This window comes from Vibrio paucivorans (assembly GCF_054053395.1).
This window is the reverse complement of sequence record NZ_CM133231.1, coordinates 681,489-703,525: the sequence shown is the minus strand read 5'-3', so window position 1 is coordinate 703,525 and position 22,037 is coordinate 681,489. Positions and strand designations below refer to the sequence as shown.

The window sequence follows — 22,037 nt, the reverse complement described above, 5'->3', positions numbered from 1 at the left end:
GATTCAAACACGTTTAAGCAGAAACTGCTTTCTTACCCAGCTTCGCAGCGGCGGCTCTATGGCGATGAAGCAGATCTTTCATATCCACGCCAACGACTTGTCCATCAAGGACACGCCATTTACCTGCGATCATCACTCGGTCGGCTTGTTGCGCGCCACACAGTAGTAATGCAGCGAGTGGATCGTGGCTACCAGAGAAGCGAATATCGTCGAGCTTGAACATTGCAACGTCGGCTTGTTTACCAATATCGAGCACACCAATATCACTGCGCCCCATCGCGGCTGCAGAACCTGCTGTTGCCCAGCGTAGGGCGTCGGTATGGGTGACATTAGCAGAGCCGTATTGGAGGCGCTGCAAATACATCGCCATGCGTACTTCGGCAATCATATTTGAGCCGTCGTTAGAGGCTGAACCATCAACGCCTAAACCGACCTTCACGCCCGCGGCTTCTAGGTCGTTGTTCTTACAAATACCCGATGCCAACATCATGTTAGAAGTTGGGCAGTGGCTGATGCCCACACCCGCTTTGCCTAGGCGTTTGATCTCTTCAACATTGAAGTGAATGCCGTGTGCTAGCCATGTTCGGTCGTTAAGCCAGCCGACGTCTTCTAGGTAGTCCACTGGGCGCATGCCAAAACGTTCCACACAGAAATCTTCTTCGTCGAGAGTTTCACATAAGTGAGTGTGCATCATCACTTGCTCTTGCTTGGCGATACGCGCTGTTTCTTTCATGAGTTCTGTGGTGACAGAAAATGGAGAACAAGGCGCAAGGGCGATTTGAATCATCGCACCTTCATGATGCTGGTGGTAATCGCGGATTAAGCGCTGGCTATCATCGACGATCACTTGTTCAGATTGAATGGTATGTTGCGGTGGTAAACCGCCGTCATCGACACCTAGGCTCATTGAACCACGGGTAAATATCGCTCGGACTCCCAATTTCTGTGCCGCTTCAACTTGTAAGTCGATAGCATGCTCTAGGCCAGTGTGCAGCAAATAGTGGTGGTCGGAAGCGGTAGTACACCCGGACATCATCAACTCAACCAGTGCAAGCTCGGTTGCCACACTCATCATTTCTTCGTCGAGGTTTGCCCAAACTGGGTACAGGCTTTGTAGCCAATGGAACAGCTCTTTGTTGAGGGCGTCTGGATAGGCGCGAGTGAGAGTTTGGTAGAAGTGGTGGTGAGCGTTAATCAGCCCCGGTGTGACCACGTGACGTGATGCATCGACACTGTAGTCGACGGTGACACTCGGTTCTTGATTAAGCGCGACAAGTTCTACGATGGTATTGCCTTGAATAACAATGCCACCGCGGGCGTCTTGCTGTGTGCCAGTGTAGATTGCAAGAGGATGTTTAATCCAAATGGTTTCCATTCATAAGTATCCTTAGCCATCTCAGCCTTTTCAGGGAAGAGGGTCTTTGTCGTTTTTTAGTGAGTTAACGTCCGTGCATTATGCACGGACAGGAATTCGATTAATCTTGCTGTGCTTTAAGTGTAGCGGGTGCAACAGTGTCTTCCGCTTCTGCACTCTCATTTTTTTCAACCAGCTCTTGTTCAACCTGAGCTTGGCTTTCTGCCAGTGCTTCTTGCTCTTCTTTACTGCTCGATTTTGGCAATAGTTGATGAAGTAGCACGGTCACAATCGTACCTGTGGTAATGCCCGAGTGAAGGAAGTTAGCAATGTCGTGTGGTAAGTGCTGCAATAGGCGTGGCTCAAATGTCACCGCTAATCCCGATGCCAAACCTACACAGATAACCAGTGCGTTACGTTTGGTGTCTGCGGCTTTGATCAGCATGCGAATACCTGCGTACGCAATCATACCAAACATAACAAAACCAACGCCGCCGAGTACCGGTTTAGGAATGGTTACAGCCAGTGCCGCCAGTTTTGGAAATAAGCCACCTAGAATCAGTAGGCCACCTGTTGCTGCCACAACGTAACGGCTTGCAACGCCTGTAATGCCCACAATACCAACGTTTTGGCTAAATGACGCCAGTGGCATTGCTGTTAGGATTGAAGATAGAGTACTGCCGATACCGTCGCCGAGTAGGCCGCGTTTAAGGTCTTTACCGTCCACTTTGGTGTGACAGTTGTTGGCTAGCGCCATGAAGTCGCCAGTGGCTTCGGCAATCACGACAATATAAACCAAGCTCATACTCACAATGGCAGAGGCTTCAAAGGTTAGGCCGTATTTCAAAGGTTCAGGACCACCTACCCATGCTGCAGAGCTGATTTGTTCTAAGTCCACCATGCCAAGAGACAAGGCAACAATGTAACCGCCAGCAAGGCCAATCACGATAGCTGAAGCCGCCACCGCGCCTTTACAGTAAACCGATACACCAATCACGATACCCAGTGAAACTATGGCTAGAAACAGCTTTGGCAGTGTTGCGAACTCTTCACTGACTGCTGGAGCATCGCCGACCCAGTTCATTGCAACAGGCAAAATGGTGAGGCCGATTAAAGTCACGACTACGCCACTGACTACGGTAGGGAAAAGCTTACGAACTTTGTCCATGTAGAAACTAGCTGCAATCACAACGAACGAGCCGACTAAAGCTGAGCCCATGATGCTGGATACGCCGCCATCTTTACCGATGGCAATGGCTACGCCTAAGAAAGCAAAACTCGACCCCATTACAACAGGTAAGCGGATCCCGACAGGGCCAATACCGATACATTGAGCAATGGTGACAATACCTGACGCAAGCAGCGCTGCGTTGATCAGTGAGACAATCTCTTCGCTAGGTAAGCCGATGGATGCACCCACAATCAGTGGAACGGCGACAATACCGCCAATTGAGGCCAGCATGTGTTGAAGTGCGAGTAAAAGGGTAAGACCGTGAGGCGGTCGTTGGTTCAAGGTGTACAGAAGTTTCATGTGCTGTTCCTCTAAGAGCTGTCCTTTATGGCTCTCGTTTGGTTGAAAAACAGTGACTTCTACAAACTGCGTAGGGTCAACGTTGCTAACTTGAAAAGTTGCTGACCAGATAGATTCAAGTTAGTTGTAGGGATAAAGTGGCAGGGGGCAAGCCCCCGCCGACTTCATTAAGTGTTGATTTGTGTTACGTAAATACGGTGTTGAATTAGATGTAAATCAGTTTGGCAATGAAGATAGCCGTTAGAAGGTACATAGAGATTGATACATCTTTTGTTTTGCCTGTCGCGACTTTAAGCACCGTGTAAGTGATAAAGCCAAGCGCGATACCGTTCGCGATTGAGAACGTTAGTGGCATCATCAGAGCAGTAATCGCCGCTGGAGCACCGTTAGTGAAGTCTTTCCAATCAACGTGCTGCATGCTGCTCATCATTACGAATGCTACGTAAATTAGAGCGCCAGATGTCGCGTACGCTGGAATCATACCTGCCAATGGCGATAGGAAAATAGCAGCAAGGAATAGAGCCGCAACCACGATAGCAGATAGACCAGTACGAGCACCTGCAGCAACACCTGCCGCACTCTCAACGTAACTTGTTACTGGAGGACAACCCACACACGCACCAGCAACACTTGAGATACTGTCGGCTTTTAACGCCTTGCTAAGACCTTCAATTTTACCTGTTTCTTTGTTGATCAGGTTCGCACGCTCAGCGACACCCATTAGTGTGCCCGCTGTATCGAACATGTTCACAAATAGGAAGGCAAGAATAACGCTCACCATCGAGATGTTTAGTGCACCTGAAATGTCCATTGCCATGAAGGTTGGTGCGATGCTTGGTGGCGCAGAGAAGAAACCATTGTATTCAACTAAGCCAAGGCCCATACCGATCAGAGTAACACTTAGGATACCGATCAGAACCGCACCAAAGACTTTACGCTCACTCAGTACTGCGATGATTAAGAACGCAACTGCTGCCAGAAGTGCTTCTGGACGAGTAAAGTCACCTAAAGAGACCAAAGTCGCAGGGTTTTCAACAACGATGCCTGCTGTTTTAAGGCCGATAAGACCTAGGAACAGACCAACACCTGCAGTCATTGAAAAACGTAAACTTTCTGGAATACTCTCGATGATCCATTGACGGATCTTGTAGAAGCTCATCCCTACAAAGAGGATACCAGAAAGGAATACTGCACCGAGTGCAACCTCCCAGCTGTAACCCATTTCACTGACAACAGTGAACGAGAAAAACGCGTTGAGGCCCATGCCTGGTGCCAAGCCGACTGGCCAATTAGCAAATAGACCCATCAACAAACAGCCGATTGCAGCACCAATACAGGTCGCGACGAACACCGCGCCCATGTCCATGCCTGAAGCCGCCATAATTTGTGGGTTAACAAAAATGATGTATGCCATAGTAGCGAAGGTTGTTACACCACCTAGCAATTCATTCTTTACACTGGTTCCATGTGCTTTGAGTTTAAAGAAGCGCTCTAGTAAACCACCAGAGTTCGATTCGTTGAGCACTTCTGCTTTGCTTTCATTCATTTCAGCAAGTCCTTTTAATTATGATTTCCTTAAATTGACTCCAGCGCCTTAAGGTCACTTAGATACAGCTCAATTTGTATTTCCTATTTCTTGGCGATACATCTTGTATGCCGTGGTATTGCTCGATTGCTAACGACTAATTAGCGCTTGGCAATACGTATTAGCTCCCGCGGTAAGTTGAAAAACTGTAAGGCGATACCAGTAGTGGTACGTGGTAGTGTGAATCTTCGTCGTTAAGGCCAAAGCGGATAACCACGTCATCTAAGAACGCGACGTCATCAAGCTTTACACCTTTGCCTTTAAAGTAGTCAGCGACGTGAAACACCAATTGGTATTTGCCTGCTTTAAAATCGTTGCCTTCGAGTAAAGGGGCATCAGTCCTACCATCAAAATTGGTCACAACAGTGGTGACAGGCTGATACTGCTCGCCGTCATAGCGAAAGAGTTCCACTTTAATCTCTGAACCTGGAAGACCGGCCATGGTATCCAAAACGTGTGTTGTGAGTTTTCCCATACTATTGCAGCGCTTAGCGCTCTCCTTACTAGTTACTCTGGTATTTCAAAATCTGGTAAATCATCACCAGCGAAACAGAAAATCTTGTATACAAAGACGCCTCTATTTCGTGTTGTCTGATACTAATATGTACACATTGGATACAATTAGTAAAGCCTATTGTTATAAAAATGTTACTTGTAAATAGTGCAATATTACGGAATTGTGAACTGTAATTGATAGGGTTAAGAAGTGTGCTTGTAATTAAGTTATTGAAAAATAGCGATATGTTGAAAAAATGTAGTTTAATAAACAAAATCTTTACATTAAAATAAAAAATTGTATACAATGAATGTAACAGCGATATTAAGTATGCACATTCAAAGTGCATAGAATTGAAGAAAGTAAGGAGCACTTGGATGAATAAGGATTATTCAAGAAATCTTGTCGGGTATGGGCCAAATCCTCCTCATCCGAAGTGGCCGAACAATGCAAAGGTCGCCGTCTCTTTCGTATTGAACTATGAAGAAGGTGGAGAGCGTTGCTTGTTACATGGCGATGATGAGTCAGAAGCATTCCTATCAGAGATCCCAGCTGCGCAGCCAATCAAAGGCGAACGCCATATCAGCATGGAATCCATCTACGAATACGGCAGCCGAGCTGGTGTATGGCGAATTCTGCGTTTGTTCGAGGAGTACGATATTCCTCTTACCATCTTTGCAGTAGCAATGGCGGTAGAGCGTTACCCTGAAGTTGCGCAAGCGATGGCGGAAGCGGGCCACGAAATTTGTAGCCACGGTTACCGTTGGATCGATTATCAATACATGGACGAATCGCAAGAGCGCGATCACATGTACAAAGCGATCGAAATCATCAAACAGGTAACAGGTGAGCGCCCATTAGGTTGGTATACAGGACGTACTGGTCCAAATACTCGCCGCATTGTGGCAGAAGAAGGTGGTTTCCTTTACGACTCAGATGCGTACGACGATGACCTACCATACTGGCACACTGAAACGGGTAAACCTCAGTTGGTGATTCCGTACACGCTAGATGTTAACGACATGCGTTTCGCGACCGCTCAAGGTTTCAACTCAGGTGAACAGTTCTTCCAATACCTGAAAGACACGTTCGATACCTTATACGCAGAGGGTGAAACCGCACCGAAAATGATGTCGGTCGGATTGCACTGTCGCCTTATTGGTAAGCCAGGCCGAATCGCATCACTACGCCGATTCCTAGATTACGTAAAACAGCATGATGATGTGTGGCTGTGTCGCCGCATCGACATTGCTAAGCACTGGCACGAAAACCATCCTTATAAAGAAGATTCAACTAACACGAAGCAGGGAGCATAAGCATGACTCAATTTAGATTTTGTAAACCAACCGAGATGAGTCGTGGCGAATTCGTTGCTCACTTTGCAGACGTGTATGAACACAGCCCATGGGTAGCAGAAGCTGTGTTTGAAGAAGGCTTAAACGCAGAAGATGACCACATTGAAAATCTACATCTAAAAATGGCGTCGACTCTGCTTAATGCTAACCAAGAAAAACAGTTAGCACTTATCAATGCTCACCCGGATTTAGCCGGCCGAGCAGCCATTAACGGTGAACTGACTGCAGCATCAACTTCCGAGCAAGCGGGCGCGGGCATTGATCAATGTAGTGAAGAAGAGTTCGCGAAATTTACCACTTATAACAACAGCTACAAAAGTCGCTTCAACTTTCCCTTTATCATGGCTGTTAAAGGGGCCAATCGTTACCAAATTCTTGAATCGTTCGAGATGCGATTAGGCAATGATAGTGAAACTGAGTTTGCTACAGCGATTAAAGAGATCAACAAGATCGCTTTATTCCGTCTTCGAGATATGTAAGTCGAGAAACGGCAACTATTTCGGAAAAGTATGTCGAGCGCGTGCACAAGCCTTGGTTTACCTCCAACGCTACTGATACGAAAACAAGAGTGTTGAAACACAGTAAACAGCAAAAGAACAGCACGTCGGTACTCATTTTATTATTAATTGATTAATTGGATAGGATGACAGCAATGTCCTTAGATTTTGAACAATACGTAAACCTCGCTGATGAAAAACTAGGCGCTGAAGCGCTATTCGCAACAGATGACTTCTTCGCTGATAAAAGCCGTCTGCTTCGCCGTGAAGCGCCAGTATGGAAAGATGATCTATACGATGATAACGGTAAGTGGATGGACGGTTGGGAAAGCCGCCGTAAGCGTGGTGAAGGTTACGACTACTGCATCGTTAAACTAGGCTTAGCTGGCGTAATTGCTGGTGTAGATATCGATACTTCATTCTTTACTGGTAACTTCCCACCATCTGCTTCTCTAGATGCATGTTACAGCCCAGAAGGCGCACCAACAGACTCAACAGAATGGGAAGAAATCATCCCATCGACGAGCCTAGAAGGCGACAAGCATCACCTAAGTGAAATCGACAGCGACAAAGTGTACACACACGTTCGCCTTAACATTTACCCAGATGGCGGTGTTGCTCGCCTACGCGTTTATGGACGCCCAAGTGTTGATTGGGACAGCATGGACGCATTGCAACAAGTCGATCTTGCGGCAGTTGAGAATGGTGGTCGTGCACTAGCATGTAGTGATGAGCACTACGGTAATAAATCAAACATCCTTGGCCCTGGCCGCGGTGAGAACATGGGTGACGGTTGGGAAACAGCACGTCGTCGTACTCCAGGTAACGACTGGGTTATCGTGGCACTAGGTCACGCAGGTAAAGTGGATCGCGTTGTTGTCGATACGGCTCACTTTAAAGGTAACTTCCCAGACAGCTGCTCAATTCAAGCGGCTTACGTTAAGGGCGGTACTGATGACCAAGTTGCAACACAAAGCTTGTTCTGGCGTGAACTGCTTCCAGCACAGAAGCTGAAAGCGCACGACATTCATGAGTTCATCTCTGAAGTGGAAGACCTAGGTGCAATCACGCACGTTCGTCTGAATATCTTCCCAGATGGTGGTATCAGCCGCTTACGTTTATTCGGCACAAAAGCTGATTAATACGAAGAGGGAACGACGATGAGCAATGGAATTCGCAAATTAGTAATAGAACCACTTACCAAGCAAGCTTTCGCTGAGTTTGGTGATGTGATTGAAGTAGAAAACAGTGACTACTTTATGATCAACAATGGTTCGACAAGACGCTACCACAAACTGGCTGAGGCCGATGTGGAAGAGCAAGGTGGAAACGCGATCATCAGTATTTTCCAAGCCACACCGCTGGAATACCCACTGACGGTCAAGATGCTGGAAAGGCATCCACTGGGTTCACAAGCGTTCGTTCCATTGCTTGGACAACCTTATTTGATTGTTGTTGCACCAAAAGGAGACAACCCATCACTGGCTGACTGCCGTGCTTTTTTAAGCAACGGTAAGCAAGGTGTGAACTACCACAAAGGGGTGTGGCACCACCCGGTTCTTGCGCTGACCGATCAAGATAAGTTCTTGATTGTAGACCGCGCAGGTGAGGGACATAACTGTGATGAAGTCTATTTCGACACTGATCTAGTATCGCTGCACTTGGAAGACATCCCAAGCAGCCATGTTGATGCAGCAACAAACAAGGATGAAGAGCAACGCGCTGAAGCGGCGTTGTGATACAGGAGTATATTATGGATCCACATATGACTGAATGGCTGAACTTAGCAATTCGCTGGGTTCACATGATAGTAGGTATCGCATGGATTGGCGCATCCTTCTATTTTGTATGGTTGGAAAACAACCTTAATCGAGTTAACCCTAAAACTGGCTTGTCCGGTGATTTATGGGCAATTCACGGTGGTGGTATCTACCACCTAGAGAAGTACAAACTGGCACCGCCAGAAATGCCAGAGCACCTGCACTGGTTCAAGTGGGAAGCGTACTTTACGTGGATCACGGGTGTGCTACTACTCGGTGTGGTGTACTACCTAAATGCTGAAATCTACCTAATTGCACCAGGTTCTGGCCTAGATGCGTCAACCGCTATTGCTATCGGTATCGGTTCGCTTGTTGCAGGTTGGTTTATCTACGATTTCCTATGTGATTCACCGTTGGGTAAAACGCCTCTGCTACTTGGTATCGTGCTATTCGTTGGCCTAGTAGGCGCAGCTTACGGTTTGGCTCAAGTATTCAGTGGCCGCGGCGCATACATTCACGTTGGTGCGATCATCGGTACTATCATGGTGGGTAACGTATTCCGCGTCATCATGCCAGCACAGCGTAACCTTGTGAGTGCAATTGAAGAAAACCGCGAACCTGATCCAGCGTTACCAGCGAAAGGTCTGCTGCGTTCACGTCACAACAACTACCTAACGTTGCCAGTGCTGTTCATTATGATCAGTAACCACTTCCCAAGCACTTACGGGTCGGAGTACAACTGGTTGATTCTTGCTGGCCTAGCAGTATTCAGTATTTTGGTTCGCCACTACTTCAATACTCGCCACGGCAGCAACAAGTTTGCGTGGACTATTCCTGTTGCAGCACTCGGTATGATCACCTTGGCATTCGTAACATCACCGTATGCGAAGAAATCAATGGCACCGGTTGCAGCGAAGCCAGCGGTTGAACAAGTACAACCTGCAGCTGACTCAGCATCGTCTGAAGTTGCATCGGCACCAGCTCAGGAAGCACACGCTGACACGAGCATGATCCCATTCCAGAAGATCAATGATGTGATTCAAGAGCGCTGCTCGGTATGTCACTCAGCGACGCCAACGCACGCGGCCTTTGCTGCAGCACCAGCTGGCGTGATTCTGGATACACCTGAAGAAATCAAGGCCAATGTGCCTAGGATTGTTGCTCAAACAGTAACAACTAAAGTGATGCCTTTAGGTAACCTAACTCAAATGACCGATGAAGAGCGCACGCTTATCGGTACTTGGGTCGAGCAAGGCGCCGTTATCCAGTAGGCCCTTGCAACACGGCTTGCTTGCCTGACTCCAATTTCAAGGTAAGCAAGTTGCAGCGATTTCACGAGTCCTCAAATCGCGCTATCGCTGCAACAATCTCTCGATTTTAAGCATTGCTGAATGCAGTGAATCCGATGCAAAACTAGCGTAATGCTCCCCCGGCCCCTGTTCCGGGGTTTTTTGCGTTTAGGCGCGGACTCATGTTACCGCGTTGCTTAACAGGTAAGTGGCTTCTGAGCGATGATAAAGGTGACTTTTTGCTGCTTAAGCCGTAGCGCGAACTTCATCCATTTAGGCATTTCGCCATAGTAGTAGCAATCACTGGAAACAATACGTGGAAAGCCTGCCAAAGTGAGCATTTGTCGCCAAGCCATTTCAGAGTGAAAGCCGACACCCACTCCAGCGGTATTCGCGCCCAGCATTTTGGCAAGGGGAGCGAGTGTTTTGGAAGCGGTAAACTCGTAGATGATTTGGCCCGGTAGATTACTGACAGGTTGTCCCTCATAGCAGTTCTCAAAGATAGCGACAACACCGCCAGGCCTGAGCAATCGGTACGCTCTGCGTAAACTGTCTAGCTGCAGTTCGCACGATTCTTCATAACTGTTACTTACCAAATGTTGCAGTGTCCAGTTAAAGTGAATCAGATCTTGTTCAGGAAAGGTATCGAGGCTTTGGAAAGTTTTGTGCAGTAAGTGTTTTCTCGGGTTTGGACGATTTTGTTTGAGTACTGAAAGTGCAGGGTCGAGTACCGTAACCTGTGACTTAGCAAAGCGATGAAGCAGTTTGTCGGCAAAGTAGCCGCTTCCGCCACCTACATCGAGCACGCGTAACGTTTCGTCGGTTACGAAGTGCTTTTCAATGGTGTTGGCCACCAGTTTAAACATGTCGCTGTCGATATAGTCGATGTTGTCTCGTTCAATTTGGCTAGGCTCTAACAATCGCAGTGATGCAAACATGGAATACTCCTATACCTAGTGCTCCAATACCTAAGCGCATATTGGGGCGAAGGGTTAATTAGAACCACTAAAGCAACATTTGAACCACAAGAGAGCGAAATCCATCCCTTAAGTATCATAGAGTTAGTAGGGGGTGCTCATTTGATAACGAGGAAATGTCAGTTTGAGAATGAGCTTGCAAGTTAAAATGCATCGACTCGGTCTACGCAATTGATGGTGGTTAGGTGTATATTCTGCTGCTAATTGCCGGATTGGGAACTTACACGAGTTCCAACACCTCAGTGAGTAGTAAAGGACTAGCTAATGCAGCTCAACAACCTCATCGCGAAGCAAATCGTTGAACGCGCCACTAAGATCATTCAATACCCAGTGAATGTGATGGATGAAAATGGCCAGATCATCGGGTCCAGCGATCCTTCTCGCTTACATCGAACCCATGAAGGTGCGTTATTGGCGATTCACGATAACCGTATTATTGAAATCAACAAGACCGTCGCCAGCACTCTGATTGGAGTAAAAGAGGGCGTTAATCTGCCAATTGTCTATCAGGAAACAGTGATTGGTGTGGTGGGGATTTCCGGTGAACCAGAAGAGGTGCGGCGATTCGGTGAGTTAATGAAGATGACCGCCGAGCTGATCGTTGAGCAAGCCGCGTTGATGGCTCAAATTCAGTGGGACAAGCGCCACCGTGAAGAACTTCTTCTACAGCTAATTCAAGGTTCGACACTGAGTGACAATCAGCTGCTTTCTATCGCGGAGCGGCTCAACCTCGATTTAGCTCAACCACGCATCGCGGCAGTAATTAAGGTGATCCCAAAAACAGGGCAAACCCTAACGCTAGAACACTTGCAGAAGATGGTTCACTTGCTGGAGTACCCGGAGCGAGACAACATCGTCGGCATAGTGTCAGTATCGATGAACGAAATTGTGGTACTCAAACCGGTGACGCTGAACGAGCAATCTTGGTGCAAGTCGGAAGAAAAAAGGCGCGTGACTAAGCTTTTGCAAAGGGTAAAACAAGCAGGAGAATTTTCGATTCAGATTGCGTTGGGTGATTACTTTGAAGGGCTGTCGGGCTTAGCGCGTTCTTACGAAACCGCACAAGCAACGCTCGCGTGCTGCCAAGGAAGTGGTGAGTCCATCCTCTTTTACCAAGAGCAGAAGCTTTCTTTGTTGCTAAGCTCACTCAAACAAGACGTGTGGCGAACTGACCAAATTAAGCAGCCGTTGGTGAAATTGATCGAACACGACCCAAAAGGAGTGTTATTGAAAACGTTAGAAGCATTTTTTGAACAAGATTGCGACCTTGCTCAAACTTGTGCGGCAATACATATTCACCGTAACACCCTACGTTACCGGTTGGATAAAATAAATGAGTTTACTGGGTTGGAAATCAATAAGTTAGACCATAAGGTGCAACTCTATTTGGCGCTTAAATGTATCTAACTAAAACCATAAAATTGTGCAAGTTGATAAATTTAAGGCCGTTTCAGCACCAATATTTGTCAACTTGCCTAAAGGAATAACACCACGTTCACTGAATAATAACGCCGTCCCTACAGACCTCTTAACATTTGCCATGAACAGGCAGGCTAAGAGCGAACAGTATAATAAACGGAGTTATCATGAGTCTTATTCTAATACTGCTGGGGGTGATAGCTTTTATCGTCCTCGCAACCACCAAATTTAAGTTACATCCTTTCTTGGCCTTGATCGTCGCTGCTTTCCTAGCGGCATTCGCGTATGGCCTACCTGCAGACAGCATTGCTAAAACCATCGCATCAGGCTTTGGTGGCATTCTCGGTTACATCGGGCTTGTGATTGTACTAGGTACTATCATTGGTGTGATCTTAGAAAAGAGCGGCGCTGCTATCACCATGGCGGACACCGTCATCAAGGTACTGGGTGAGCGATTCCCAACTCTAACAATGAGCATCATTGGTTACATCGTTTCTGTACCGGTGTTCTGTGACTCTGGCTTCGTAATCCTAAACTCGTTAAAAGAATCTCTGGCGAACCGTTTGAAAACGTCAAGCGTTGCAATGAGTGTGGCATTAGCGACTGGCCTATACGCAACTCATACCTTCGTTCCACCAACACCGGGCCCAATTGCGGCAGCAGGTAACTTAGGTTTGGAATCTAACCTTGGCCTTGTCATTGGCGTGGGTGTGTTCGTTGCCGCTACAGCAGCGATTGCAGGTATGTTGTGGGCGAACCGCTTTAAAGACGTTGAACCAGACGGCGAAGAGCAGCAGCAAGACGGCAAAATGCAAGAAGCGAAGCAAGACTGGAAAGAGCTAAAAGCGTCTTACGGTGAGCTACCAACGGCAAGCCAAGCATTTGCGCCTATCTTTGTGCCAATCTTACTGATCTGTTTCGGCTCAATTGCAAAATTCCCAAGCCTTCCGCTTGGCGATGGAACACTATTCGAGATTCTGTCTTTCCTAGGTCAGCCACTTACTGCATTGATCATTGGTTTGTTCCTGTCTGTTCGTCTGCTTAAAGGCGACAACAAAGTTGAAGAGTTTGGTGAGCGAATCAGCCAAGGCATTACTGCTGCAGCCCCAATTCTACTGATCACTGGTGCTGGTGGTGCTTTCGGTGCGGTTCTAAAAGCAACACCACTGGGGGATTACTTAGGCACAACGTTATCAGCACTGGGTGTCGGTATCTTCATGCCATTTATCGTAGCGGCAGCACTGAAATCTGCTCAGGGTTCTTCGACAGTCGCATTGGTAACCACCTCAGCACTGGTTGCGCCAATGTTGGGTCAATTAGGTCTAGACTCTGAAATGGGCCGCGTTCTAACAGTAATGGCGATTGGTGCAGGTGCGATGACAGTGTCACATGCAAACGACAGCTTCTTCTGGGTTGTGTCTCAGTTTAGCCGCATGTCGGTAGGCTTAGCATATCGTGCACAAACGATGGCGACACTTGTTCAGGGTGTAACAGCAATGGCGCTGGTTTACATCTTAAGCCTTGTATTGCTGTAAACAGAATTAATAGGAAATAGATATGAAAGTTGTTATCGCCCCTGATTCATTTAAAGAAAGTTTAACCGCCAAGCAAGTTAGCGATGCCATCCAAAGTGGTATGCAACGTGTTTGGCCAACAGCTGAGTTTGTAAGAGTCCCTGTCGCGGATGGTGGCGAAGGCACTGTTCAATCACTTATCGATGCAACCAAAGGTCGACTAGTGCATGTGCAGGTAAAAGGCCCAGAGAACAAACCAGTAGAAGCGTTTTACGGTATCTTGGGTGATAACAAAACCGCGGTGATTGAAATGGCTGCAGCGAGTGGTTTACACCATGTGCCCGTTCATCACCGTGACCCTAAAATGACTACTAGCTACGGTACGGGCGAGTTGATCCGCCATGCTCTAGACCAAGGGATGAGTCGACTCATCATCGGTTTAGGGGGCAGTGCGACTAACGATGCAGGTGTCGGCATGCTAGCGGCGTTGGGCGCGACATTCACTCAGCAAAATGGTGATTCAATTGCACTCAACGGCGGCGGCCTAACCAAGCTTGCGGCTATCGATACCAGCAAGCTGGATGCTCGATTGAAAGACTGCGAGATCTTGGTGGCGTGCGATGTTGACAACCCGATGTGCGGAGAGCGTGGTGCAACGGCGGTGTTTGGCCCCCAAAAAGGTGCAACACAGGATGATATCGAGCTACTTGACCAAGCACTGCATGTGTTTGGTGAACTGACCGAACAAGCGACAGGCGTTGAGGTGCTCAATATTCCTGGAGCTGGAGCCGCGGGTGGTATGGGAGCTGCACTGCTTGGCTTTGTGAATGCTCAACTTAAGCCGGGCATCGAGATTGTTCTCGATACGGTTAACTTGTCCAGTATAGTCGCGGATGCCGATTTGGTTATCACTGGCGAAGGCCGCATCGATAGCCAAACCATTTTTGGTAAAACTCCTGTCGGAGTCGCAAAAGTGGCAAAGAATTACAATCTTCCAGTCATTGCATTGGCAGGTTGTACTGGCGCTGGGTATCAGGCGGTATACGAACACGGTATCGACAGCGTTTTTTCAGCTGTACCAAGGCCTATGGCGGTGGAAGACGCATTTAAAGAAGCGGATTTTAACATGGCTGACTTAGCAGAAAACGTTGCTAGGTTGTGGCACATGAGCCGTTAACTTAGGGGAGCTCAAACCCTAAGTATAGGACATAAAAGAGTCGCTAATAAGCGGCTCTTTTTTTATCCAAAAAATTAGCGGGACTAGATACAGCGGTGCTTAAAACTAATTTATTGATAAATTGAATTTTATCCATAGGTGTGTAGTTGCTTATGTTGTTTGGTGAGGCTTTTATTCGATTTACATATAAACCATTTGGTTATGAGTTTCCTACTGTTAAATAAAGCCACAATAAGTGTGGTTAATTGATATCAACAGTTTTATTGGATGTCAGTGACGTCAATGGATATAGAACTCAGGGCTAGGAGGCTTTATGACTGTACGAATACTCAAACCGATGCTTGCCGCGTTGTGCCTAATGGGCATGGTCGCATGCAGTGATAGTGACGGAGCTTCGAGCTCGTCGGTGTCGACTTCTTCATTGCAATTACCCGAACAACTGGAGGTAGTGACCAATGAAAATGAATAAACTCACCCTTGCAATCAGCCTCCTTTTCCCTGTGACAGGCTATGCCGCTTTTAATGATGCTGGCACCGATTACTCCAACGCTGAGGTACGCTCTCATGTATGGAACGAAGCGCTCGAGCCAATTGAATTGGTCAATAGTATCCTCTGTTTTACCGCTCAGTTTAATAGCGTCGAGTTTGCCAATGCTGGCCCTTATGCTGTGTTAGCGGATGAAGCAGCCTGTTTTGACGACGAAGACGATGGCTCGTCGGGTCAATCGTCTGGGGCGAGCAATGCCGTTAGCTATATGAAAGCGATCAGCAACGTTACCCGCGCGGATGACAGCTCACCGCTCATAGTGAATGTTTGGTTACCTGAAATGGAAGCAGGTGACGACGACCAAGCAATCAAATTTAAAGCTGAGATTTCAGAAGGGGCCAGTAACTCTAATCCGTTCGGCAGCTTTACGTTCAATTTCGACTTCTACGACTCATTCAGCGCTGGTAATCAAGCGGGGGGTGGCGAAGTGATCACTGTCGATACCGTTGACGGCTCAATAGGCTTTACCTTGTATGAATCGAGTACGCGTGGCAGTGAAACCTACGAACAAAGCGCCAGCGTAGTGATGGCCAGCGACCGTTCGAGTGGTATTGCCCTGACAGGCTTCGACCAAGGTTCGAATGGTCAGCAGTCTTTTGCCCTCGCGTTCAATACGACTCATGTACTCATGCAAAGTGTAAATGGTGGATTCAGCAGTTTGCCATACAAAAATGGCGTGAACAGTGGTACGTGCCTAAGCCGAACCGAGTTCGACAGCTATGTGCATCGCTATGATTTGTTTAACGCATCGACAGGGGCTCAAATCGAGCTAAACAGCGGCTTTCCGATTAAGTACGACAGTGACAGCGATGGTAACTATGACAGCTATGGCTTCATAGGCTATTGGGGGCTATGGACCGAACAAGACGGCGCGATTTCCGACGGCGATACCCTTGTGTCGGATAATGGTGGTACTGAAACCTCTTACACCTACGTGAATGCGCCAGGACGATTGATTAAAAACAGTGTCAAAACACTCACTCTAGCCAATGCTCGCGGTGTCGATTTCTCTTATTGGGACGACGATATCTTTGACTATGACCAATGGGTGGTGAACTACTTAACGGTTGCCGATGACTCGGTGGGTGCCGATGGATTCTACAAAACCGGTAAGCTTAAATGGGGCAACAACGGCCCTGAAATTACTTCCCAAACGCCCAGTCTAATCAGCCTTGCTTCTTACGATTCACTTTACATGTTCTCGGATCAACTCGGTGGTGAAGTGAAGTATTTAGAAGGGCAAAGCGCACTGACTTACTATGAACAAACCTTTATTAACGGCAGTGAAACGGGCAGCGGTGAATTACTTGAATCAGGCTCGGTTACGTTAACCTGTCACGACAACTGTCCGATTGGTACTTTCGAGCTGAGCGATTTGAGTGAGTTTTCAGGCACCAACAGTCCATTCGAAACAGGCAGCGGGCCTTACACTTACACCTTTGCCACAAGTGGAAGTAATTCGCTGACTCTGGTGAGCGTGTCGAGCAGTGAAGCAGTGCAATACCAGTCGTCACTCACTCAAAGCGATATCGATAACACACCACATAACTGGGGGGTACGTAGTGGGCCGATGATTATTGGTTCGGTCAGTAACTCTTACGATATTTACGACCCAAGTGTGGTAACCGAATTCTACGTGTGGGAAACCGGTATTCAATCTTGGAACCAGCTGTCTACGGTTGCCGATGGCAATGGTGACGTGGTCAGTTTTGAAAGGCCACTCCAAGTGAGTTACCAGCACTCTTCAGCCAATGATAGAAGCGGTGATGCTGGCGATTATGACGGTCAAACCTTTCTAATCAACTACGGCGGTAATGGTGATTTGTGGGGGATTCCGATGGACGAAAACTCGACTCGCTACCGCCCAGCGTTCTCACTGGCAGATGGTGTGTTACTCGGTTCTTCCAATCAATATGTGGTGAAAGCAATTGAGATAGAACAGACCATGCAATCCGCAACCGGTGAATGCAGTGCACTTGTGTTGCAAGACCCAGCGGTCGATGTTCCGACATCAGTACAAGGTGATGCTGACATTGGCGATATGCCAGAAGTGACCGATGACCCAGCCGTGATAGCAGGAGTAACACAATAGAGTTTCCCCTAATAAACAAAACGCAGAACGGTTCCGTTCTGCGCTTTTCTTTTTCAACCTAATGAATGAGGGCTAAAGCCTACTCATTTAGTTGGCATAGGTAGGATTTCGAACATACCGTCGAACTTATCTAGCGTGCCAGCCAGTTGTCCTAGCAGAGCCGCATCGCCATTGATTCCAGCTTGGCCAGATTCGAACAAGGCTTCTAGCGTTGTTTCACCCAGTACCACTTTAGTGAAGTCAGACTTATGAATAATGAGCTCGAAGTCCACTTTTGGTAGTTCATCAACTTGAATGTTAGACATGTTCGCGTTCGACACTTCACCGTAGTAACGCTCTTCAATGTCCGGGTGGTACACACCGAAGTTGAAGTTTAGCTCTGCCGCTTCAGCTTTTGGTGCATTTAGGCTCACCGCGACAAAGTCTAAGAACATACCTGTCGGAGTGTTGGCAATTACATCAGAAGAGGCCAGCTTGATAGACTCTTGAATCTCGCCAGTACGTAGCTCAACAGCACCTTGTAGGTAAGAGTTACGCCACGCCATGGTTTCTGATTGGTAGCCTTGCTGCTCAAAGCTGTCTGCCAGTGCAAAGCGGTAGTCGATATTGTTTGGGTCACACTGTACTAAATCGTTAAACAGTTGAGATGCTTCCTGATATTCGCCTTTGTTGAAGTGCTCCATACCCGCTTTGTATAGGGTATCTGCGCCCGCAGCGTTCACGTAAACACACGACTTTTCAGTGGTTTGCAATGGATTCGTGTTGACTGGGTTCATATCGTGATAACCCAAGTACAAGTTTACGACCGCACGCGCGTTGTGGCTGTATGAGCCGTGGTAGCCATTGGTGTGCCAAGTGTCGATTTGAGACTGAGGAATGATGGTTTCAATCTCTCTGCCCACATCATGAATCGTGACACCGTGGTTAGCCAAACGCATCGCTTGGTTGTGAATGAAACCGTAGTTGTCGCGTTGAAGCGTCATGTACTCAGAGATCTCGTTGATATCGGTATCGGCTTCGTTCCACACAGGTGCAGAGTGCGCTGCGTGAATGTTATCTACTAGGCCGCTATCGACATAACGCAATTTCAGCTCAGTGAGGTATTTGGTCCAAACCAGTGAATCACGTACTTTGGCGCCGCGGAAAGTGTAGATGTTGTGCATACCATCGTAGGTCAGCTCTGCCGTGTTTAGTGAGCGGTACTGAGGCACATAAAGCACGATTTCCGCTGGTGCTTCTGCGCCCGGCATATTGATCGCGTGGAAGTCTAGCCCATCGATGGTAATGACTTTTTCACGCTCTTGAATTTCAATGGTTGGCGCAACCAATGTCACTTCACCTCTTGAAGTGCCAAGGCCAAGAGCGTTGTCTACGATGCCTTTGGCATTGTTATCCAGCGTTGTGCCGTATTGGTAGTTTGCGCGGCGGCCCATAGCGGTGCCCGCAACAACGTTTTCATCCGCTAGTTCTTTAATGAAATCTTTTGGTGCGTAGATCTTTGCGTTGCTGTCGAAGTCGCCAGATTCAAAGATACCGCGAGAGCCACCAAAGTGGTCGGCGTGCATGTGCGAGTAAATCATGCCAGTGATTTTGTGTTCACCATTGATAGCAGGAAGATGCTTCTTAGCAAAATCCCACGAAGCCGCTGCTGCTTCTTTTGAAAGCAGTGGATCGTGGATCACGAAGCCATTGTCGGTGCGGTAAATGGTCATATTCGACAAGTCTGCGCCACGGATTTGATAGATACCGTCTGTCACTTCATACAAACCGCCAGCTGCGTAGTTCAGCATGCCTTGACGCCAAATCGATGGGTTGACGGTAGATGGTAGATCTTGAACCGACATATCTGCCATGTATTCAAAGCGATTCTTGAGCTCTCCCGCCTCGTGAGTGCCAAACTCTGCGATTAGGCCGCGCTTTGTGCGGTCAAATGCCGTGGTGTCTTCCCACGGAAGTATTTTGGCTACAGCGGCATTGGCGCTAACGGTGTGCTCCGATGCTGGCTTACCTTGGTAAGTGTCGATAGACGCATAATCATTAGCGGATGCACCGAACGAAACAGCCACAGCAATAGATAATAGAGTAGGGGTAAAACGAGCTTTCATAACGAACCTCTTGGTATGGGAACTAGGTATGCCGTTAATTTAGCGGGTGAATACATAGCAATACATGCATGAGATTGTATTTTATACATAGCAGTTTGTTATGTGTTATTGTGAGATGCATCAATTACAGATTGTGATGTTTGAATGGCTCTAGCTTTATGATTAGAGCGTCGAAATTGGCTACTACCTAGTGAGGCCGTGTGTTAGAAAATCTGGACTTAAACTTACTCAAAGTATTTGTCACTGTGTATCGCCACAGTTCTATTACGTTGGCAGCAGAAGAAATGGGCATGACCCAGCCTGGAGTCAGCGGGCTGTTGAAGCGCTTGCAGCAGCAAGTCGGCTGCCCGCTGTTTGTGCGCTCTGGTCGCGGTATTGCGCCTACCCACCATGCCCAAGAGCTTGTTCGGCACGTTGAACCTGCGCTGATACAAATTAACAATGCTCTAGAGAGCTTAGAAGGCTTTAACACCTCGCAGGCACGTAAATTCGTGGTGTATGCCTCTGAGCCAGTCATGCTCATGTTGCTGCCTATGATTGAGGCCGACGACACGTTAGGTAATATCTCGATAGAACTGCAGCCTACGCATTCTAACGAAGAGAAATTAATCGACGATCTGACCCAAAACCAAGCCGACTTGGCGATTGAGTTTTCCAATCACTCGACTGTGTCGTTCTTTACCGAAGAACTGTTTGAAGACAGCGTGTGTGTTATCGCCAGAAAAGATCACCCGCGATTGTCTGGCAGCATCACTCAAGCGGAGTTCTACCAAGAAAAGCACGTCACGCTGAAGTTGCGCCGAGAAGACGCGTATTTGGCTGATTACTTTACGGAAGAACGCTTGCCACAGCGTATTGTCGCAGCCGAATGTACTTCGCTACTTTCTCAGATGTCGATGATTGCAACCACAGATTGCATCGCCACTATGACGGGGAGCATGGCGAATTTGTTTGCAGACAAATTAGGCATCCAAGTGTTCCCACATCCATACACTGTAATTCCGGTGAAGCACCGTTTGTTAGTGCACAACCGCGAGAAAAATAGCCCCTCAAACAAGTGGCTAAGAAGCAAATTGAAGTCCTATTTTGCAGCGGTTTAATCGCAGCCGCTATGATGAAAAACAAAAAGCGCAGAGCCAATGGGTCTGCGCTTTTTTGATTTCTTCCTAACCGTAAGTGTTGGCTAGAAGACTTCGTTTACGTGAAAGTAGAATGCCGTTTCATCGTTACCAATCCCGATATCCGCGCGCACATTCACTTTGTCTTTGATTTTGAATCGCAGGCCTGCGCCTACGCTGGTGAGTAAATCTTCATTCAGTTGATTCACTTCTGGTGCGACAGAGCCGACACCGCCCCAGAACACCGCGCCTACACGCCAGAAAATCGGTAAGCGATATTCCACTTGTCCCATTGCCATATGGTTATCGCGATAGCGGCCTTCCACATGCCCGCGTAGGCCGTGAGAGCCGCCAATATCTGGCAAGCGGTTCCAAGGTACATCACCACTGGTGAAATCCCCCTGAACCTGCCACGCAATTAAACCGGGGAACTCGCCTAAATCGATGTAGTTGGCGAGCTCAAAATTGTATTTTCCAAACCAATCGTTGGTGATGGAAGAGTGGTAATAACCAGCGGTGACATCAAATAACACACCTTCAGAGGCGTTCAATACGTTGTCGCGCGAGTCATAAACCGCACTTACTTTTGCGCCGTAACTGGTGTTCTCTTCTAAATCGGCGGATTTATCTAACGAGCCTTGGCCGTCATCCAATTCAAAATCGCTGGCTTTGGCGTAGGTGATGTTTGCCCCTAGGCCTAAGTAGAAATCATCGGCGACTTTGGTTAGCAAGGTTGGCTCAAACAAGGCGATTTTTTCAGAGTAGTTGACCTTGTTTTCATCAACGCTGCCTGCATCGTGCCCGACACCGTAGTACACACCAGCATCATCGAATAACTCGAAATCGACATAAAAGCGGTTTTGGTCGCCAGCAAAGAAATGACGATTCTCGAACGTGATCCCTTTAGACCCATTAGTCGAAATATAAGGGTTAATTACCATGGAAGATGGCTGGGTTGTACCGCCGTGCGTGTCGCCATAAAGGCCAACGTACAGCAGGCCAACACCAAAGCCTTGTTCAGGTGTGTAGAACAAAGCCGGAATATAGCTAGAATCGATGCCTTTACTTGGATCGTATTCTTCTTCCGCGCCGAAAATCGCTAGGATGTCATCCAGTTTTTTTGTCGTCTCAGAAGGCGTAGTTTCGAAAAGAGGTTGGACGGCAAAAGCTGGGCTAGCAAGGCAGCAGGTAAGCGCTGCAACTCGCGATAAGTAAGTCATT

Annotated in this window: 18 protein-coding genes; 11 read left to right on the top strand and 7 right to left on the bottom strand. The window is 47.7% G+C overall.

Going from position 1 to position 22,037, the window contains the following annotated elements; genetic code table 11:
* Positions 1-13 precede the first annotated feature (13 nt).
* From ACXABW_RS18400 to uraH, 4 genes are all read right to left on the bottom strand, one after another.
* A complete protein-coding gene (locus ACXABW_RS18400; RefSeq protein ID WP_457526836.1) occupies positions 14-1,375 on the bottom strand; it encodes an 8-oxoguanine deaminase in 1,362 nt (453 codons plus the stop codon).
* A gap of 100 nt (positions 1,376-1,475) precedes the next feature.
* Positions 1,476-2,885, bottom strand: a complete 1,410-nt coding sequence (locus ACXABW_RS18395) for a nucleobase:cation symporter-2 family protein (protein ID WP_252031482.1) — start codon at positions 2,883-2,885, stop codon at positions 1,476-1,478.
* A gap of 205 nt (positions 2,886-3,090) precedes the next feature.
* On the bottom strand, positions 3,091-4,431 hold the full coding sequence (locus ACXABW_RS18390) for an NCS2 family permease (protein WP_252031479.1): 1,341 nt from the start codon (positions 4,429-4,431) through the stop codon (positions 3,091-3,093).
* 160 nt (positions 4,432-4,591) lie between these two features.
* On the bottom strand, positions 4,592-4,945 hold the full coding sequence (gene uraH, locus ACXABW_RS18385; protein WP_252031476.1) for a hydroxyisourate hydrolase: 354 nt from the start codon (positions 4,943-4,945) through the stop codon (positions 4,592-4,594).
* Between the two features lie 398 nt (positions 4,946-5,343).
* Here uraH and puuE point away from each other — a divergent pair, with 398 nt between their 5' ends.
* From puuE to ACXABW_RS18360, 5 genes are all read left to right on the top strand, one after another.
* Positions 5,344-6,282, top strand: a complete 939-nt coding sequence (puuE, locus tag ACXABW_RS18380) for an allantoinase PuuE (RefSeq protein ID WP_265687576.1) — start codon at positions 5,344-5,346, stop codon at positions 6,280-6,282.
* A gap of 2 nt (positions 6,283-6,284) precedes the next feature.
* Positions 6,285-6,800 carry a 2-oxo-4-hydroxy-4-carboxy-5-ureidoimidazoline decarboxylase gene (gene uraD, locus ACXABW_RS18375; RefSeq protein ID WP_252031449.1) on the top strand — a complete coding sequence of 172 codons (516 nt, stop codon included), beginning with the start codon at positions 6,285-6,287 and terminating at the stop codon, positions 6,798-6,800.
* Positions 6,801-6,973: 173 nt separating this feature from the next.
* Positions 6,974-7,960 carry an allantoicase gene (alc, locus tag ACXABW_RS18370; protein WP_252031446.1) on the top strand — a complete coding sequence of 329 codons (987 nt, stop codon included), beginning with the start codon at positions 6,974-6,976 and terminating at the stop codon, positions 7,958-7,960.
* Between the two features lie 18 nt (positions 7,961-7,978).
* On the top strand, positions 7,979-8,557 hold the full coding sequence (locus ACXABW_RS18365; protein ID WP_457526832.1) for an ureidoglycolate lyase: 579 nt from the start codon (positions 7,979-7,981) through the stop codon (positions 8,555-8,557).
* A 14-nt stretch (positions 8,558-8,571) separates the two neighbouring features.
* A complete protein-coding gene (locus ACXABW_RS18360; RefSeq protein WP_457526830.1) occupies positions 8,572-9,849 on the top strand; it encodes a urate hydroxylase PuuD in 1,278 nt (425 codons plus the stop codon).
* A 215-nt stretch (positions 9,850-10,064) separates the two neighbouring features.
* Here the strand turns inward: ACXABW_RS18360 and ACXABW_RS18355 are convergent, their stop codons facing one another.
* Positions 10,065-10,805 carry a class I SAM-dependent methyltransferase gene (locus tag ACXABW_RS18355; protein WP_457526828.1) on the bottom strand — a complete coding sequence of 247 codons (741 nt, stop codon included), beginning with the start codon at positions 10,803-10,805 and terminating at the stop codon, positions 10,065-10,067.
* Positions 10,806-11,108: 303 nt separating this feature from the next.
* On the opposite strand from ACXABW_RS18355, the gene ACXABW_RS18350 reads away from it, so the two are divergent.
* The 5 genes from ACXABW_RS18350 (at position 11,109) to ACXABW_RS18330 (ending at position 17,593) form a co-directional block, all read left to right on the top strand.
* Positions 11,109-12,251 (top strand): sugar diacid recognition domain-containing protein, encoded by a 1,143-nt coding sequence (locus ACXABW_RS18350; RefSeq protein ID WP_265687581.1) that lies wholly within the window; start codon positions 11,109-11,111, stop codon positions 12,249-12,251.
* 179 nt (positions 12,252-12,430) lie between these two features.
* Positions 12,431-13,798 (top strand): GntP family permease, encoded by a 1,368-nt coding sequence (locus tag ACXABW_RS18345; RefSeq protein ID WP_457526825.1) that lies wholly within the window; start codon positions 12,431-12,433, stop codon positions 13,796-13,798.
* A 22-nt stretch (positions 13,799-13,820) separates the two neighbouring features.
* Positions 13,821-14,954: a glycerate kinase gene (locus ACXABW_RS18340; RefSeq protein WP_457526823.1), complete on the top strand. Its 1,134-nt coding sequence runs from the start codon at positions 13,821-13,823 to the stop codon at positions 14,952-14,954.
* A gap of 313 nt (positions 14,955-15,267) precedes the next feature.
* On the top strand, positions 15,268-15,423 hold the full coding sequence (locus ACXABW_RS18335) for a hypothetical protein (RefSeq protein WP_457526821.1): 156 nt from the start codon (positions 15,268-15,270) through the stop codon (positions 15,421-15,423).
* Positions 15,410-17,593 (top strand): hypothetical protein, encoded by a 2,184-nt coding sequence (locus ACXABW_RS18330; protein ID WP_457526819.1) that lies wholly within the window; start codon positions 15,410-15,412, stop codon positions 17,591-17,593. Before ACXABW_RS18335 ends, ACXABW_RS18330 begins: the two co-directional genes overlap by 14 nt.
* 83 nt (positions 17,594-17,676) lie before the next feature.
* Here ACXABW_RS18330 and ACXABW_RS18325 read toward each other — a convergent pair whose 3' ends face one another.
* Positions 17,677-19,698 carry an alkyl/aryl-sulfatase gene (locus tag ACXABW_RS18325; RefSeq protein WP_457526817.1) on the bottom strand — a complete coding sequence of 674 codons (2,022 nt, stop codon included), beginning with the start codon at positions 19,696-19,698 and terminating at the stop codon, positions 17,677-17,679.
* 200 nt (positions 19,699-19,898) lie between these two features.
* On the opposite strand from ACXABW_RS18325, the gene ACXABW_RS18320 reads away from it, so the two are divergent.
* Entirely contained in the window at positions 19,899-20,798 is a 900-nt protein-coding gene (locus tag ACXABW_RS18320; RefSeq protein WP_457526815.1) for a LysR family transcriptional regulator, read from the top strand.
* Between the two features lie 83 nt (positions 20,799-20,881).
* Here the strand turns inward: ACXABW_RS18320 and ACXABW_RS18315 are convergent, their stop codons facing one another.
* Entirely contained in the window at positions 20,882-22,036 is a 1,155-nt protein-coding gene (locus ACXABW_RS18315) for a BamA/TamA family outer membrane protein (RefSeq protein ID WP_457526813.1), read from the bottom strand.
* Between the last annotated feature and the right edge of the window lies 1 nt (position 22,037).